Annotated in this window: 12 protein-coding genes and 2 tRNA genes; 9 read left to right on the plus strand and 5 right to left on the minus strand. The window is 60.6% G+C overall.

Annotated elements, in window-relative coordinates:
- Positions 1–208 precede the first annotated feature (208 nt).
- Genes ACV7JP_RS04235 through ACV7JP_RS04245 form a run of 3 tightly spaced genes read left to right on the plus strand, consistent with a single transcriptional unit; the run spans position 209 to position 3218 of the window.
- Positions 209–1819, plus strand: coding sequence for an aldolase catalytic domain-containing protein (locus ACV7JP_RS04235; protein ID WP_457797998.1), 1611 nt, complete (start codon positions 209–211; stop codon positions 1817–1819).
- Positions 1816–2562, plus strand: a complete 747-nt coding sequence (locus ACV7JP_RS04240) for a 3-deoxy-manno-octulosonate cytidylyltransferase (protein ID WP_457797999.1) — start codon at positions 1816–1818, stop codon at positions 2560–2562. Before ACV7JP_RS04235 ends, ACV7JP_RS04240 begins: the two co-directional genes overlap by 4 nt.
- Positions 2559–3218 (plus strand): HAD family hydrolase, encoded by a 660-nt coding sequence (locus ACV7JP_RS04245; RefSeq protein ID WP_457798000.1) that lies wholly within the window; start codon positions 2559–2561, stop codon positions 3216–3218. The genes ACV7JP_RS04240 and ACV7JP_RS04245 overlap by 4 nt, the downstream gene beginning before the upstream one ends.
- 43 nt (positions 3219–3261) lie before the next feature.
- Here the strand turns inward: ACV7JP_RS04245 and ACV7JP_RS04250 are convergent, their stop codons facing one another.
- Complete coding sequence (locus ACV7JP_RS04250; RefSeq protein WP_457798001.1) at positions 3262–4026, minus strand: class I SAM-dependent methyltransferase; 765 nt, start codon at positions 4024–4026, stop codon at positions 3262–3264.
- 99 nt (positions 4027–4125) lie between these two features.
- Between ACV7JP_RS04250 and ACV7JP_RS04255 the strand changes: the two genes are divergently transcribed.
- Together ACV7JP_RS04255 and ACV7JP_RS04260 are read left to right on the plus strand one after the other, a co-directional pair.
- A complete protein-coding gene (locus ACV7JP_RS04255; protein ID WP_457798002.1) occupies positions 4126–5874 on the plus strand; it encodes a glycoside hydrolase family 99-like domain-containing protein in 1749 nt (582 codons plus the stop codon).
- A gap of 671 nt (positions 5875–6545) precedes the next feature.
- Positions 6546–6842: a hypothetical protein gene (locus tag ACV7JP_RS04260; protein ID WP_457798003.1), complete on the plus strand. Its 297-nt coding sequence runs from the start codon at positions 6546–6548 to the stop codon at positions 6840–6842.
- Between the two features lie 15 nt (positions 6843–6857).
- On the opposite strand, the gene ACV7JP_RS04265 is transcribed toward ACV7JP_RS04260, so the two are convergent.
- The 4 genes from ACV7JP_RS04265 to ACV7JP_RS04280 form a co-directional block, all read right to left on the minus strand.
- Positions 6858–8597: a serine/threonine-protein kinase gene (locus tag ACV7JP_RS04265; protein ID WP_457798004.1), complete on the minus strand. Its 1740-nt coding sequence runs from the start codon at positions 8595–8597 to the stop codon at positions 6858–6860.
- A 3-nt stretch (positions 8598–8600) separates the two neighbouring features.
- Positions 8601–9431, minus strand: a complete 831-nt coding sequence (locus ACV7JP_RS04270) for a protein phosphatase 2C domain-containing protein (protein WP_457798005.1) — start codon at positions 9429–9431, stop codon at positions 8601–8603.
- Positions 9432–9493: 62 nt separating this feature from the next.
- On the minus strand, positions 9494–11299 hold the full coding sequence (locus tag ACV7JP_RS04275) for a trypsin-like peptidase domain-containing protein (RefSeq protein WP_457798006.1): 1806 nt from the start codon (positions 11297–11299) through the stop codon (positions 9494–9496).
- 334 nt (positions 11300–11633) lie between these two features.
- Positions 11634–11723, minus strand: a tRNA-Ser gene (locus ACV7JP_RS04280).
- 221 nt (positions 11724–11944) lie between these two features.
- On the opposite strand from ACV7JP_RS04280, the gene ACV7JP_RS04285 reads away from it, so the two are divergent.
- From ACV7JP_RS04285 to ACV7JP_RS04300, 4 genes are all read left to right on the plus strand, one after another.
- Positions 11945–12034: transfer RNA gene (locus tag ACV7JP_RS04285), tRNA-Ser, on the plus strand.
- A 404-nt stretch (positions 12035–12438) separates the two neighbouring features.
- Positions 12439–12771: an STAS domain-containing protein gene (locus tag ACV7JP_RS04290; protein WP_457798007.1), complete on the plus strand. Its 333-nt coding sequence runs from the start codon at positions 12439–12441 to the stop codon at positions 12769–12771.
- A gap of 10 nt (positions 12772–12781) precedes the next feature.
- The gene (locus ACV7JP_RS04295) at positions 12782–13207 is read left to right on the plus strand and encodes an ATP-binding protein (protein WP_457798008.1); all 426 of its coding nucleotides are present in this window, start codon (positions 12782–12784) and stop codon (positions 13205–13207) included.
- Positions 13208–13248: 41 nt separating this feature from the next.
- On the plus strand, positions 13249–16533 hold the full coding sequence (locus tag ACV7JP_RS04300) for an NAD-glutamate dehydrogenase domain-containing protein (RefSeq protein WP_457798009.1): 3285 nt from the start codon (positions 13249–13251) through the stop codon (positions 16531–16533).
- Positions 16534–16554: the final 21 nt, after the last annotated feature.

The raw sequence follows: 16554 nt of genomic DNA on the forward strand, positions 1-16554 counted from the left end.
AGCGTGATTCTTCAAGAACTACGACCGGCCGCCTCTCTCCGCGATCAAAGCTCGGGCCCGAGTCCCCGCGCGCCGCGCAGCCGAAAGGGCCAGCCAGTCCCAATAGCTGATTTCAAGACAAAAACACAGCAAACACAAAAGTTTGGCTTGAAGCTCCCGGTCGGACGGAATAGCTTACGCAAGAGCGCAATAACCGAGGATTGCTGCAGTGACTGATTGCACGCTTCTGGACTGTACGTTGCGTGACGGCGGCTACTATAATGCGTGGGACTTTTCGCCGGAACTCATCCAGGCTTATCTCGACGCAATGAAGGCCGCGCAGGTCGATATTGTGGAAATCGGCTTTCGCTCCTTGCACAACAAGGGCTTTAAGGGACCCAACGCCTTCGCCACCGATGAATTCATCCGCTCGCTTGTCCTGCCCGACGGACTGACGATCGGCGTGATGCTCAACGGCGCGGAGATGCTCACCGATCTTGGATTGGAGCCGGCGCTCGAGCGGCTTTTCCCTGAGCAGGCGACGACCTCGCCGGTTGAACTCGTGCGTTTCGCCTGCCACTACCGGGAAATCCGGGGCGTCTTGCCTGCGGCAAGGTGGTTGGCGGATCGCGGCTACAAGGTCGGCATCAATCTGATGCAGGTGTCGGAGCGGAGTCGGGACGAAGTGCTCGATTATGCGCGCGAAGCCGGAAAGTGGCCGGTGTCCGTACTGTATTTCGCGGACAGCATGGGCAGCATGACGCCGGAAGACGTCGCCCGCGTCATTTGCTGGATGCGGGAGGCGTGGGATGGGCCTATCGGCGTGCACGCCCACGATAATATGGGGCTCGGCCTGCAAAATACGCTTCGCGCTCAGGCGGAAGGAGCAAGCTGGCTCGATTCCACGGTCACCGGCATGGGGCGCGGTCCCGGAAACGCCCGGACCGAAGAGCTGGTGATCGAGGCGGAGGCGCTGCGAAATCGAAGGGCGAACTTCGTTCCGCTCATGGCGCTCATTCGGAAGCATTTCCGTCCCATGAAGCAGCGTTGCGGCTGGGGCACCAATCCGTATTATTATCTATCCGGCAAATACGGCATCCACCCGACTTATGTTCAAGAAATGCTCGCGGACACTCGTTACGACGAGGAGGACATTCTTGCCGTGATTGAGCGTCTCCGCCACGAGGGCGGCAACAAGTTCAACGCGGACCGCATGCATGGCGCGCGCAATTTCTATGGCGAGGCGCCGCGGGGAACTTGGTCTCCCGCAAGCCTGATATCCGGACGCGACGTTCTGATTCTCGGCTCGGGGCCCGGCGTAGCGGCTCACAGGCGCGCTCTGGAAGCTTACATTCGGCGCGAGAAGCCGTTGGTTCTCGCGCTCAATACGCAATCGGCCATCGCCCCGGATCTGATCAACCTGCGCGCCGCCTGCCATCCGGTGCGCGTAATGGCCGATTGCGAAACGTACGCCACCCTCCCTCAACCTTTGATCGCCCCGATGTCCATGCTGCCGGTGGATTTGAAAATGGCGCTCAAAGGCAGGGACGTTCTGGATTTCGGCCTGGGCGTGCAACCCGGCGTATTCGCGTTTTTCGACACTTGCTGCATTGCGCCGACATCTCTGGTTCTAGCCTACGCTTTAGCGATTGCGGCAAGCGGAAAAGCTCGCCAAATACTTATGGCCGGCTTCGACGGGTATCCGGCTGGCGATCCGCGCAATGACGAGGTCGAAAATCTGCTGAGCCAGATCCGCGATGTCGCCGGAACGCCGAAGATCATTTCGGTGACGCCCAGCCAGTACAGGAATATGGGCGCAATCTCGATATATGGAATATGAGCGTGAAGGTCTGCATCGTCATCCCCGCCAGGCATGCGTCAAGCCGGTATCCCGGCAAACCGTTAGTAGCGCTGCTCGGTAAGCCGATGATCCTTTGGGTTGCCGAGCTCTCCGCCAAAGCCGTCGGGAAGGATCACGTCTATGTGGCGACCGACGACAAGCGTATCGCCGATATTGTCGAAGCCGCGGGCTTTCAAGCATTGATGACCAGTCCTTCCGCTCTCACGGGCACGGATAGACTGGCTGAAGCGTGTGAGATGATCGATTATGACATTTACGTCAATGTCCAGGGCGACGAGCCCGTCATCGATCCCGACGACATACAGAAATGTATCCGACGTAAGCTTGAAACGCCGGAATATATCGTAAACGGCTTCTGCTGGATATCGGCCGACGAAGACCCGCAGAGTCGGAATCTTCCGAAAGTGGTCGCGAATGAAAGCCAGCTAATGGTTTACATGTCTCGCGCCGCGCTACCTGCCAGCAAGGAAGAGAAAAGCGCGCCGAAAAGATATATGAAGCAAGTTTGTATCTATTGCTTCACAAAGCAGGAGCTGCTCGACTTCAAGAATTTCGGCCGCAAGAGCTATCTTGAGTCATGCGAAGATATCGAGATCCTGCGCTTTCTTGAGCTCGGCCGCAGGATCGTCATGGTGGAAACCAAGCCTGGAAGCGTCGCTGTCGACATTCCGGAAGATGTCGAGAAAGTGGAGGCCGTTCTTCGCGCCAGGATGGCGAGATGAAATTTGGCTATTCCACCGTAATTTTCGACTGCGACGGCGTGATCCTCGACTCCAACCGCGTGAAGACGGACGCCTTCCGCCAAGCGGCGCTGCCTTATGGCGACGCCGCCGCGGATGAGCTGGTGCGTCACCACCTGGCCAATGGGGGCGTCTCCCGCTACCGGAAGTTTGATTATTTCCTGAACCATATCGTCCCGCCGGGCCGGCAGGGTCCCGGCCTGGACGAGCTTCTGAAAAACTATGCCTCCGCTGTTCGCGAGGGGCTTCTGACATGTCAGACGGCGCCGGGGATCGAGCTGTTACGCCAAAAAACGCCGCGCGCCCGTTGGCTCGTGGCCTCAGGGGGCGATCAGGCTGAACTGCGTGAAATATTCTCTCTGCGGAACATTGCGCGCTACTTCGACGGCGGAATCTTCGGAAGCCCCGATACAAAGGATGAGATTCTCGCGCGTGAGCTGGCCTCGGGGAACATACAACGCCCCGCTTTATTCCTCGGAGACAGCCGCTACGATCACGAAGCGGCTTCCGGCAAGGGATTGGATTTCATTTTTGTGAGCGGCTGGAGTGAGTTTGAAGGTTACGCGTATTACGTCGCGCGGCATGAATTACGCAGCGTCGTCGATCTCACTCAGCTCGGCTCCACGCTCGTTGATTGAGATTCCTGGCGGCTTCCGCGCGGATGCGATCTCGAAGCGCTCGTCATAATTCCTGAACGCCCTTTTTGAAGCCGATCAATACTTCATTGAGTCCGGCCCTAATTCCGAGATCAATATTGTCCATCATAAGCATAATGAAGGACAATCCGGAGTGATGCTGCAAATAGGAAACGATATCGTAGCCCCAGTCGATCGTCACCAGAGCGCCATCGTTGCTGATCGGATTCCCGTGATACTCGGCTGGAAGCAGATGTTCGACGGTCCCGTTCTCTAGACGCGCCCGACGCAAGGAAGACGCCGTCTTGCGAACGATCGGAACCGTCATCAGCGTCGCGCCGCCAGGTCTTAAGGTGCGAGCGATTTCCTTGATCGCGAGGTCCGGACGAAAGACGTGCTCGAACACGTCTTGCGTGATGACGACGTCAAAGACTTCGTCCGGGAAAGTTTGCCGTTCGAGATCTTCGCATTGATATAGCTTGCACGGCATTTTGTAGGCGTCGACAATGGTCCCGAAGGGGACGGCGGTGTCATACTGGCTCGCAACGTATGACTCACATTCCTCCGCAAAGCGACGGCTCAGAATATCCCAGCCGGGAGAGCTTTCATGTATTGCGAGCCTGCGCCAGTTAGGAAAAAAAGTCGTCAAGGCGTGCATAAGGAGACGCTGCCGCGGCACGGACTGGCAATTCTTACATTTCAGGCTGCCCCGGAAGTAAGGGCTTGTCGCAATGAAGGTCGTCTTTTTCTCGCAGGCCGGGCAATAACCATTGTGCTCAAAATAGTAATTTTCGTTATTTGCGGTCGACATAATTCACATCTCCAGTGGGATTGGGCGAACCCGGATTTCCGCCTTGGGTTGCCGGCCGGCGAAGGTCTTGTATTATATTAAAAAATTCGTGGAGTTGGAATGCGAATCCGCTCAGACTGGGGCGGTCGTCGTGAGGTTCCCGCATTGCCTGTCCTGAATGGCGCAATCCGGAGGTCGTTGCGGGTCGCGTGCGCGCTCTTCGCAATATGCGTCGCCGCGCCCGCGCCAGTCTTCGCGCAGGCGAGAGCCGTCTGGGACCTTTGGCGCCATCCCGAAAATCTGAGCCCGATCCATCGCTACCGCTGCGAGGCGGAGCGCGTTTTTGCGGCGGAAAACGAAAATATCTTCAGCTTCTGCCCGGGCGCGCAGGACGAAGGCGACGCCTTCGCGATCTCCTCCATAATGGTCGAGGGGACAAGACCCCTTTATCGATTGCGCCAAGGAGACGGCGCATTCTATTACACGGCGCGCGAGTTGAGCCCTTCGCAGCGGTCGGCTCAACGCTCCGGCCTTCTCGGTTATGTTTTCGAGAAACCATCGGCCGGGCTCCTATCTCTGCATCTTTGGTGCGGCGAAAGCGAGTCCCGCTGTGCGCTCTCCGCGAAGGATGACGAGGACGAAAAGGCTTCTTATTCACGGGACGGCTTGCGGCATGTCGCGATTGTCGGCTACGTGTTCGCCAATGCGTTTCCCAAGCGGGTTGGAGCATATTACTTCGGCATGTTCGCAAAGGGGGCCTGGCGCGGCGGCGAGGGACCCGCGGCCCGGAAGACAAAGCAGCTTTTCGGCACTGATCTTGAAAAGAGCGATTATTGGTGGGCCGGCGTGCGCGATTTATACACCGGCCGGATGGCGGAGGTAATGAAGCCCCGATATCCTTCGAGCCCGGTCATGCTTGAAGGCGACTGGTCTTATCTCAAACCGCAAATTGGATGGTACGATCAGGGCGACGAGCAGACGCTCGAGCGCCATATTGATCAGGCGACCGCGCATGGCGTCAGTTTTTTTGATTTTTATTGGTACTGGGACAAGGACACGGGATACCAGCGATCAAATGACGGCCTGGAAACGTTCCTCAGAGCCAAAAACAGCTCTGATATCGACTTCATGATTTCCGTTTGCGAGCACGGCTGGTATTTGTCCGTGCCGCATAACGAATATGAGAACGTCGCCGATTTGATCGTCCGAAGATATATTTCTCGTGCGAATTATCTGCGCACGCGCGATGGCCGGCCGATTATTCAAATTTGCGATGCGTCGGGCTTCAGGATCGACGACGACGCGTCGAAGCCGCGCGACATAGATTTCACCGCGTTAGGCGAATTCATAGCGGCGTTGCGGAATGCGGCGCACAGGCTGATAGGCGTGGATTTATTGATTACGGCGCGGATGGACTACAAGATTCCCGACAAGTTCCGTACGAGCGGTCTATTCGATGCGGGAAGCTGTATCGCGCCGGTGGTCGACCGAAAGAGCCTGTCGGGAAATTATGCGAAGATACCGCAATGGATTTCCGACGTCGCCCATGGCTGGGCGTTTATGCCATGCTTTACCGAGAACATGGACGAGCGTCCTCGTCTCGGAATCATGAAGGAGCCCCAGGCGATCTTTTATTTTGCGGAGCCAGTCACCGCCGGAAATTTTGAAAAAGGCCTCCGGGGCGTCAATGCCTGGATGGACGAACGGCCGAATAGCGAACCAAGCCGCTTCCTGGCGCTTTACGCTTGGAACGAATGGCATGAAGGGGGGATTCTCGAACCGAACGCGCGCGACGGAGCGGCGCTCATCAGCCGAATCCCGGGCGTATTTGGCGTTCCATACCTGGCTCCGAAAGGCGCCCGGCCTTAACGATCCATCCGGTGCGAGCCGGGTGGCGATTATCAGCTCGCCGAAAGCGCTGGCGGCGCAATTGCGGCCGTCGCCCGCAACGCGCAAGGCCGATGGAAATGTCGTAAAAGCTTTAAGATCGGCATCGTAGCCTGAAGTCGCAATGACGCGATACGAACGGCCAAATCATTGGCGGGCGCTCTTGATCAGCAGCCTTACGATTCGATCGGCTTTGGATGATCTCCGGATCTCGGCCGAGCCTGAGACGGAGTCGGGCGCCAGGCAAGCGCTCGAAGCGCTGTCCGCGCAATTGCGGAGCGCCTGCGAGGATCTCCAGGCGCTGGCGCACATGTTCGAGGCAAGGTGACGCGAAGGCGAGTCGTCCGCGATCGTCACGCCTTTACCGAGCCTAGCCGCGCCTTGACGCATTGCTTCCGGTCCGGAAGCGGCGACGCGCCCGAATCCCAGCTCCCTTTTGTTTTTCCGCTACTCCATTCGCGCGCCGAAAGGCGCGCGCCGCCCCCGGATTGTGGTATATTGACAGGCGGAAACTACACTACAATAGTAGCTTGGTTACTTGTCTTGAATCGGGGGCGTTGATGAGTAAATTCGGCACGAGTTCTATCAAAGGGGAAGCTTACCGCGCGCATTCGCGCCCCAATGTTCTTCGAAAGGCGTTGCTGCTGGGCTTGGTGGCGGTTCCCGCCGCCCTGTTCGACCCCCAGCCTGCCGCCGCCCAATTTGGCGGATTGCTGGGAATCGTTCTGAGCGGCCTCGCCGGCCATCGCCACCATCATTACGGCTATCGGCATGGCGGCCATTCCCGTCATGCGTCTCACGGACATGGCCACGCCCGCGCGCGCGTCGCACATCACCGCGGTCACGCGGCCGTTCATCATGGCGGCGGCCGTCACAGCCGCGGCGGGGGACATCATGGCGGCGGCGCCTCCAGCGGCGGCGGCGGGGGGATGGGCACGGGCGGCTACTGATATCGAGAAGGAAGATTACCTTCTTCCGCGCCTTTGCTTCATGGATTCGAGAGCGCTGGATGCTTCAGGCAGGTCCTGAAGCATCGCTTTCGTGTAGAGCTCCTCCGCTTTCGCCGTATCTCGTTGCAGCGAGCCGACGCCATTTTCGTAAGCGCGGCCGAGCCAATAATTCGCCCGCGGATTGTTTTGCGCGGCGGCCTTCTGGAACCAGCTCACCATTTCAACGAAATTCTTCTTTTTTTCCGGCGTAATGCCGTCCCGATACATCAGTCCCAGCGAAACCTGCGCGTCGGAGTAGTTCTGATCCGCCGATCGCTTCAGCCAGTCGTAAGCCGCCTCGAAATTCTGGCGGGCTCCGGATTTCAGATACAAGGTGCCCAGATGAAACTGGGCTTCGCGATCCCCCGCCTCGGCGAGCTTCTGCGCCAAGGCGAAAGCACTGTCCCATTGGTTGCGTTCCTTCATCGCCGAGCGCAACTCGCCGATCGCCGCCGGCGAGAGACTCGTTTCCGCCGTTTTGAGCGGGCGATTATTATTGCAGCCAAGCGGATCATTGGGCGAGGGAAACAGGGACGTCGCGCAATTGACGTCGCGATGCGCGGGCGCATTATTGTCCGGGCGAGCGACGACGACCTGCTGCAATTCCTTTGGGCCGGCGGCCGTCTCCTGCTGCTTCTCCCTTGTCCCCGTCGAACGCGTCGCGGAGCCATCGATCGCAAGATAGGCAAGGGCGACGAGCGTCGCGCCGGCGACGCCGTATATGGCCCCTTGAAGGGCGGGATGCGCGTTCCGGAACCGCCGCGAAAGCGTCGCCGCGCGGCTTTTCGCCAGCGCGAGCGCCTTTGTGGAAAAGTCGGGCTGCCTGGCGACGTCCCGTTCCGAGGTCGCATCCTGTAAGAGATGGGACGCGCTCTTGATGACGTTCGTCGCGTCAAGCCGCAAGGCCGTCGCCCCCAGCGCGTCGCTGAAGGCGCGCATGTTTGGGAATCTTTGCTCCGGACGCTTCGAAAGCGCCGTCATGATCGCCGACTCGATTTCAGGCGTGACGCCGGATATCCGAGGGACAAGCGCGGACGGCTCCGCGTTGATCTGCGCCTGCGTCACGTCATATTCCGTGGCGCCCGCGAAAGGCGGCGCGCCGGAGAGCATTTCATAGAGCACAATCGCCAGGGAATATTGATCGCTGCGCTCGTCGCCTTCGCCGCCCCGGCACTGTTCCGGAGACATATAGAGCGGCGTGCCAACCGCCGTTCCGGCGCGAGTCATCCTGACGCTGCCGCGCACCCGCGCAATGCCAAAATCCATGATCTTCACGCGGCCGTCATCGGAGATCATGAGATTGGACGGCTTTATGTCGCGATGAATGACGCCCGTCTGATGGGCATAAGCGAGGCCGTCCGCGGCCTGAGCGATGATCGCGAGGCTTTCCTTCAGCGGCAAGGGCTTGGCCCGTTCCCGGAGAATGTCGTCAAGCGGGCGGCCGTGAACCAGCTCCATCACCATGAAGAGATTCGCCCCGTCGAGCACTGGCGAATAAAGCGTCGTTATGTTCGGATGGTTCAGCCGCGCGAGGCTCGTCGCCTCCGCCTTGAAGCGCCCGACGAAGTCGGGATCCTGCGTGAGCTCGGCGCGCAGCGACTTTATCGCGACCTCGCGTTCGAGGAAGGTGTCGACCGCCCGGTTGACCTTGCCCATCGCGCCCGTTCCGAGCAGGCTGACAACTCGGTAATGTCCGATCATTTGAGGGTCGGTCATGGCTTACCCCTCGGCTTCAATGCGGATCGTCGCCGTCGCCGCGGCTTGAACGGCGCCGCCGACGTAAATGCGCTGAGTGGCGGACTGAACATGCGAAGCCGCAACATCGTCCTCGACGACGAAGACGCCGACCGAAATATTGTCGTAGCCGCCGCCGGCGCGCGCCGCTTCGATCAACCGCAGGCACGCCTCCGCCGGCGCATGATTGGCGACGGCCGATCTGATCTTCTCGTCCTCGACGAGATTGTACAATCCGTCGGAGCACAGGACGGCGGCGTCGCCCGCGCGCAGCGGCAAACCTTCCTCCCAGACCGTCGGCTCGATTTCTTCGCGCGTCCCGAGGGCCTGAAGAATGACGTTGCTGCCGGGGCCGGTTCCCGCTTCCTCTCGCGACATGAGACCGTCACGCACCATTTGCGCATGAAGAGTCTGGTCGTCGGAAAGCTGCGTCAGACGCCCTTCGCGCAGAATATAAGCGCGGCTGTCGCCGATATGTCCCAGCCATAAGCGGCGGTCGCGCACGCCGATGACGGTGCATGTCGTTCCCATCCCGGCGCATTCGGGATGCGCGGCGGCATAGTCCAGTATCGCCTTGTTGGCGGCTTCCAGCGCGGTCCGCAATACTTGCGAAGGCGGCGCGTCCATCGAATAGAAGATGCGCCACACGATCTCTACGGCGAGCGAGCTCGCGACCTCGCCGGCCGCATGCCCGCCCATGCCGTCGGCGACGATCGCGAGCGCCCCAAACCGGCCGTCCGGCGCGTCCGCGGCGGGCGTGACGAACGCGACCGCGTCCTCGTTCAACCGTCTGACGCAGCCGACGTCGGTTCGCATCGCCCCTGCGATCCGCAGCGAAGAATCAGACGCCGACCCGGCCTCCATCGCACTATCTCTGATTACTGTTTCTGGGCTTGCAGCAATTCGCGTCCATATTTGATCGGCACGGCCATGGAAATCGCGGCCCCGTCGCGCTGGCGCCCATAGGTGAACAGACCGATCACCTTACCGGACGCGTTGAAGACGGGGCCGCCGCTATTCCCCGATCCCGTCGTATTGATTCCAAGCTGAATGGCGTCGCCGATGTCGCTTGCGAAAGTGCCGCCCTCGGTCGCCTTCACGCCGGTAGCGAGCTTCGAGACGATTCCCTCCGTGACGGTCGCTTCCGTGAGGACATCCGTCACGGTGCGAATGCGCCCCGCCTCTTCGGTGTTGCGGATGATCTTGTTTTCAACGGAAATCGCGGGATAGCCGAGCACGATGACGTTCTCGCCGATCGAAACCGTGTCGTCGGTGGCGAGATCCGTCTTGATCAAGGTTTGAGGCGAATTGATTTTTATGAGCGCCGCGTCGGAATCCGGCGAAGAGCGAACGAGCTCGGCGTTGACGCTCAGGCGGCTGCCGTGGAACTGCACTTCCAGCGTGTCGTCGCGACCGACGAAGGAGCCCTTGTCGTTCGTCGTCGGATCGGGCGTATTGCCGGCGAGCTCCGTCGGAACGTCCGGGCGGAAAATATAGCCGCCCGATTCGGGTATCCAGTCATAGACCTTGGAAAACTCGGCGCTCGTGATGTTGATCAGCCGCGCGGCCTTCGGCTTCGCCCTTTTCTTCGACGGCGGCGCGTAGTCATAGAGCACGCCAATGTCGTCGCCGTGGGAGCCGTAGCGCACGAGCCAGGGCGCGGCGACATGTTTATTGGTCAGAATGAATCCCTGCTCTCCGACAACGAATCCGCTGCCGCTGCCCTCGCCGCCGACCTTGAGATTGGTGACGGCCTCGTCCTCGAGGGTCAACCACCGGACAATGCCGAGATTGCCGGGCAATCTGACATAGGCGGGATAAAGCTTGCCGTCGAAAATCACCGTCTTGTGCTGGAGAGGCTTGCCCGTCTGCTTGTCGTACAGGCGCCACAGCCTTCTGATTTCGACGGTGGCATTGGCGTATTTGTTGTAGATGTCGATCGGCTTCATGCCGATCTTGCGATTGACGTCGTCGGGGATCTGCGAGAGCCGCTCTTCCGTTTCGCGCTGCGCGAATCTCGCCTCCTCATCTTTTTCCTGAAGATCATGGCGCTGCTTCCAGAACAGCGCCGCGCCGCCGATCAAGAAGAAGGCGACAACAGCCGCGATGACGCCCGTCAGCGTCCGATTGGCCTTTCCGCGCTCCTCTCCGAGCAGCCTTTGCACGGTTTCCTGCCCGACGCCGATCTTTTGCTGAACGGAAGGCGCCTCATCGGTCACGGCGGTCGAGGCGCTGACGGCCGTGGAGATCGCGGTCTCGGCCGATTTGATGAGGCGGGTCGCGGCGGCGTCGGCGGCGCCGATCACCTGCGTGCGTCCCGCGAAATTCGCGGGACGCGGCTGGACGTCGAAAACGAAGGCGGGCCCCTTCTGCCCCAGCTCGATTTTATCCTCCGGGAAGATCTCGACCTCGCCGGCGACCCGCTCGCCATTCAGGAAGGTCCCATTGCTGCTTCCGGCGTCCGAGAGCTTGAATTTGAGATTGTCGCCCGCGCCCTCCAGGCGAATAACCGCGTGCTTCCGGCTGACGACGCTGTCGCCGGCGGGATCGAAGGCGATCGCCGAGGACGGATCGCGGCCGATCGTGAATTCGCCTCGGTCGCCAAGCGGCAATTGCTCGATCTGGTTCGCCTTCGTGCCCGACAAATGCCGAACGATAATTCGCTCGATGATCGCCATGTTCATACGCGCCCCCAGCATGCGCTACAGGCGGGGCCGTTTGACGAAATTCGTAAAAATGACTTAGCCCCAGTCCAGACGCAGAATAGACACTTTTTCGCCCGATTGACAATAACGGTTTAGGCGTCTGTTAAGCGGACGCTGGCGAGGGCGAAGCTTCCGATCGCCGAGCCGATCTCGGAAATCTAGCGACAGGCGCGACGGACCGGAACGGACCGGCCCGCTCCGGCGCGAAACTACTTCGAAAACAGCCGTAATGAAGGAAGAGGCGGATAATCCGCCGAAATGCGCGACGTCGACGACCGCCGCCGTTCCACACTAAATCCCCGCCAGAGGCGACTGGCGGAGGGGGCGGGATTCGAACCCGCGATACGGTTTCCCGTATACACACTTTCCAGGCGTGCGCCTTCAACCACTCGGCCACCCCTCCGTCGGCGCGCACTATATTCATGACGGCCCAGAACGCAATGCGACGGTCCGATAATTCCTTCGACCCCATTTCTTTCCCGAGTTATCGCAGGCGGCGCCCCGAATCGAACCCCGGCGCCCCGCAATCAACCCGCGATGCGGCGCTTGATCGACCGCCGCCCAGCATGCTAATGGCGACGCGCCACGAAGCTTCTGGCCTTTTGGGCCGAATCGGCGCGCCGCGGAGAGGTGGCTGAGTGGTTGAAAGCACCGCACTCGAAATGCGGCATACGGGCAACTGTATCGGGGGTTCGAATCCCTCCCTCTCCGCCAGCAATTTAAATCAGAGGCGCCGCCTCCTGCTTTTTCCATTTGCGCGGAATCCTAGCCCTTTTGGCTTCCGCTGAAGCCCAGGCAACGGCACAGCGGGGCTCGATTTCCAACGGCTGAAGCCGGGGGAGTTCATATCGGCGAAGAGAGAAGTCCGCGCCGCGCTTCAATCCGAGCGAGCGCTGTCGTTGCTGAAGCGCGGGCGGTCGCCCGTTCATGCCGCGCTCATGTTCAAGATCCGGATGCTCACGGCGCTCCCCCATATTGAGCCCCGCGATCGCACGGGCAGGACCGGAGGCGCGCCTCGCCGCGCGCATTGACCGCCCGGTGAGCCGATCTAGATACAGGTAAGTTTCCTGCGGACAGCGACGATGTCCACTGAGCGGGTACGGGATATGCGCCTTGACATGCGGATGCAGAATGAGCGGGTCGTCATCGCCGTCAAAGAGGAGCGCCTCGACGCCCACAATTCGAGCGAGCTCAAGGAGCGTATTCTAAGGACGCTGGAGGAAGGCGGCCGTCATCTCATCGTCGACCTGGCGGATGTCAAATTCATCGACAGCTCGGGCCTTGGCGCGCTGCTCTCGGGTTACAAGAATGCAAGCCAGCGATCGGGAACGCTCGTCTTGTCCGGCCTCCAACGCCGCGTCCTGTCGATGTTCGAGCTGACGCGTCTCAATCGCGTGTTCGAAATCTATCCGCGCCTGCAGGATGCGTTAGGCGGCCAGAGCGTCAGCTAGCGATGTAGACATGTCCGAGACCGTCATGAGCGTGGACATCGTCGTTCCAAATCAGATGCGCTATCTGCGCCTGATCGGCAATATCGCTGAACAGGTCGCGAAGGAGCTCGAATCGACCGCCTATGATCAGGACACTCTCGGATATCACCTCAATCTCGTTTTGACGGAAGCCGTCGCGAACGCGATTGAATATGGCGACGACGCCTCCACGGACCATACGGTGAAGGTATGTATGGCCATAGAGGACAATATTCTCCGGATTTGCGTCCATGATCACGGCCAGGGATTCGACATTTCCAAAGTGCCGACGCCCGACGTCGAGCAATTGGGCGAGCGCGGTCGCGGAATTTTCTTTATCCGGAATCTGATGGACTCGGTCGTCTATCACAGAAGCCCGACCGGCAATGTTCTCGAAATGCACAAGAGCCTGAAGTGACGCAACGTGCGGCGGCTGGACCGTCTTAGAGAGCGCTCGGCATGGACACAGACACCGACCTGCGCCGCCTTGCGAGCCGCTCGAAACGCAAGCCTCGCCTCAAAGACTCCCTTCGTCTCGCGGAGATCGAATTTTCTCCCGGCTATTGCGATCTGGTCGCCCCGCGGCAACGCGCGAGAGATCTGCTCAGGCTCGGCGCCGGCGGCGAGCCCATCGACCTCCGCCGCCTTGGTAACCGGCCGGAATTCGACCTCCGGATCTATGGGGCGGAGCCGCGTGCGCTCGACGAGCTCATCCCGGTGCTGCACAATCTTGGCCTGACCGTCGTCGATCAGGTCCGGTTTGCCGTAAAGCTCGCCGCGCAAGAGCGGTTCATACGAAGCTTCCTGATAAGCGCGGGCGACGGCGCAAGGCTTCAGCGGTCGAAGCCTCGAATCCTCGAGGCCCTGACGGCCCTGTTGTCCGGAGAGGCGGAGGACGATCCCCTCAACGCGCTCATTCTGCTCGCGGAGCTGAGCTGGAGGGAGATCGGCGTCCTTCGGACCTATTGCAACTATTATCTGCAACTTGGCGGGCCCGTCGATCGTTCGCGGCTCTATCAGGCGATTCTCGGCCAGGTCGACGTCACGCGCCAGCTCTTCGCCTATTTCGATACGCGCTTCCGTCCGGATCACGCCAGCCGCGGCTCTTTCGACGCGGTCGCCGAGATCAGGCAGCGCATCGGCTCCGGTCTGGATTTGGTGACCAACCTTACCGATGATCGCATTCTCCGCGACATGTTCAACCTGATCGACGCGACCCTTCGCACGAATTTTTATTCCGTCGATCGGAAATCGAAGACGCTCGCGCTGAAGATAGACAGTCTGGGAGTCATAGGCGCGCCGTCTCCCAGGCCGATGGTCGAAATCTTCGTCGATGCGCCCTTCATGGAAGGCATACATCTTCGGGGAGCCAAGGTCGCGCGCGGAGGCATCCGATGGTCGGATCGCGCCCATGACCTGCGAAGCGAAATTCTCGGCCTCATGCAGACGCAGATGATCAAGAACGCCTTGATCGTTCCGCAAGGGGCGAAGGGCGGATTCGTCTTGAAGCCGCCTTGGCCGGAAGGCGCTCGGCGCGAAGAATTGGGAGAGGCCGCCTATCGCGGCTTTATCCTGGCTCTTCTCGAATTGACCGACGATTTCGACGAAGCCGGCCAGCGCAGCCGCTCCGGCCGCGTGGACTATGACGACGCCGATCCCTATCTCGTCGTCGCCGCCGACAAGGGCACGGGAGCCTGGTCGGACATCGCCAACGAAATCGCGCGGTCGCGAGGCTTCTGGCTCGGCGACGCCTTCGCCACGGGCGGATCCAACGGCTTTCATCATAAGCGCCTCGGAATAACGGCCCGGGGCGCCTGGGTCTGCGTGCGGCGGCATTTCCGGGAGCTCGGACGCAGTGTCGACGATCAGCCGGTTTCCGTCGTCGGCGTGGGATCGATGGACGGAGACGTTTTCGGAAACGGGATGCTGGAGACGCGCACGATCAGGCTATTGGGCGCGTTCAACGGCGAACATATTTTTCTCGATCCCAATCCGGATCCCTTGTCGTCCTATGACGAGCGCCGCCGTCTCTTCGAAACGCCCCGCTCCACCTGGGCGGATTACAACGCCTCGAAGATATCCGCCGGCGGAGGGATTTACCGGCGCGACGCGAAGGATATCGAGCTCAGCCCGGAAGCGCGATCGTGGCTGCAGAGCAGGAACCGCTTCGTCGATGGAGAGACTCTCATCCGCCTGCTTTTGACGGCTCCGGCGGATCTCCTCTGGATGGGCGGGGTCGGCACTTATGTGAAGGCGAGCGAGGAGACCGACGAAGACGTCGGCGACAGGGCGAATGACGGCGCGCGGGTCAATGCCGGCCAGTTGCGCGTCAAAGTCGTCGCCGAAGGGGCCAACCTCGGATTAACGCAGCGAGGACGCGTCGAATACGCCCTGAACGGCGGACGCATAAACATGGATGCGGTCGATAATTCGGCCGGCGTCGATCTCTCGGATCATGAAGTCAATCTGAAAATCCTTCTGCGCTACCCGGATCGGGAGGCGTCGGGCGGATCGGACGGCGCCCGCCGTCTTCTCGAGAGCCTGACCGATGCGGTCTGCGACACGGTTCTGGACGACAATTATCGCCAAAGCCTCTCGATCTCGCTCGAGCGCGAAAGATCCGTCGCCGACATCGGCCCATATATGGACCTCGCCGATCGTTTTGAGGTCTCGGGGGAGTTTGACCGGTCGCGTGACGCCTTTCCCAGCCGGCGGGAGCTCGCCGCCAGAACGGAAAAAGGGCTGACGAGGCCCGAGCTCGCTCTGCTGACCGCTCACGCGAAGCTCGCCTTGAAGCGCGCGCTTTTGGAGACGGACTTCCTTTTCGACGCCGAATGGATCGAAAACCTGCTGGCCTCGTATTTTCCGGATGCGATACGCTCCCGCTATCGGGAAAGGATGAGGTCCCACCCTCTCGCCAAGGAGATCGCCGCCACAGTCGTCTGCAACAGGATCGTCGATCAGGCGGGGGCGCGATTCCTCTTATTTGGCGACCCTCTCGCGCCCGATATGCTCCTCGACGCCGTTGGGCTTTATCTGTTCTTCGACCTGGTTCTGGAGGGGGAGCGTTGGCGTAAGGCGGTCCGAAGTCTGGACGGAAGAATGAACAGCGGCCGCCAATATCAGTATCTCCTGCAGCTCGAGGACTCGCTTGCCTATCTGTGCCGGTGGGCGCTGCAAAAAGGGCTCCGCCTCCGGCCGGATCGGCAGGTCGAGGAATGGCGCGCCCATCTTCGGGATTATCTCGCCCACTTCACGAGAAGCGCCGAGGCGTCGGTGCTCGATTCAAACGCGCCCGAGGCCTCCCGCGAGCTGTTTCTCGACAGGCTTCGCGACTTTCCCTTTCTGGTCGCGCTCGCTCAGCAGGCGGGCAAGGATATGGGCGTGGCGGCCGGCGTCTTCGACAGCTTCGTGGATTTCCTCGAGCTGCGCCAGATCGCCGCGCTCGCCGCCGAGACGACGGCGAGAGACGCCTGGGAAGGAAGATTGCAGGCCTCGGTCGATGAGCGTCTTCGCGCCGTCCCCGCCCGCATCGCCGCCATTGCCTTGCGGATGGGGACGGATGCGCCGGACGCGATTTTCCGTCACGCGGGCGCCGCGCCTCAATTGACGCGCTTACGAAGGCTGCGCTCGGAAATCCTCGAGGCCGAGCCGAAGTCGATCGCGCCCTTCGCGCTCTTCGCCTCCGAACTCCAAGCCCTGGCGGAAGCGTGCGAAGCGTCGCGTCGACCGTCCCATGGATAAGGCGCGGGAAGGAATGGGGTT

It is taken from the genome of Methylocystis sp. S23, assembly GCF_054106005.1.

Bases quoted from the DNA above. Each gene is read 5' to 3' on its own strand.
- ACV7JP_RS04240 (WP_457797999.1), top strand. From the start codon at position 1,816: ATGAGCGTGAAGGTCTGCATCGTCATCCCCGCCAGGCATGCGTCAAGC.
- ACV7JP_RS04265 (WP_457798004.1), bottom strand. From the start codon at position 8,597: ATGACCGACCCTCAAATGATCGGACATTACCGAGTTGTCAGCCTGCTC.
- ACV7JP_RS04290 (WP_457798007.1), top strand. From the start codon at position 12,439: ATGCGGATGCAGAATGAGCGGGTCGTCATCGCCGTCAAAGAGGAGCGC.
- ACV7JP_RS04275 (WP_457798006.1), bottom strand. From the start codon at position 11,299: ATGAACATGGCGATCATCGAGCGAATTATCGTTCGGCATTTGTCGGGC.
- ACV7JP_RS04245 (WP_457798000.1), top strand. From the start codon at position 2,559: ATGAAATTTGGCTATTCCACCGTAATTTTCGACTGCGACGGCGTGATC.
- ACV7JP_RS04270 (WP_457798005.1), bottom strand. From the start codon at position 9,431: ATGCGAACCGACGTCGGCTGCGTCAGACGGTTGAACGAGGACGCGGTC.
- ACV7JP_RS04250 (WP_457798001.1), bottom strand. From the start codon at position 4,026: ATGTCGACCGCAAATAACGAAAATTACTATTTTGAGCACAATGGTTAT.
- ACV7JP_RS04295 (WP_457798008.1), top strand. From the start codon at position 12,782: ATGTCCGAGACCGTCATGAGCGTGGACATCGTCGTTCCAAATCAGATG.
- ACV7JP_RS04255 (WP_457798002.1), top strand. From the start codon at position 4,126: ATGCGAATCCGCTCAGACTGGGGCGGTCGTCGTGAGGTTCCCGCATTG.
- ACV7JP_RS04300 (WP_457798009.1), top strand. From the start codon at position 13,249: ATGGACACAGACACCGACCTGCGCCGCCTTGCGAGCCGCTCGAAACGC.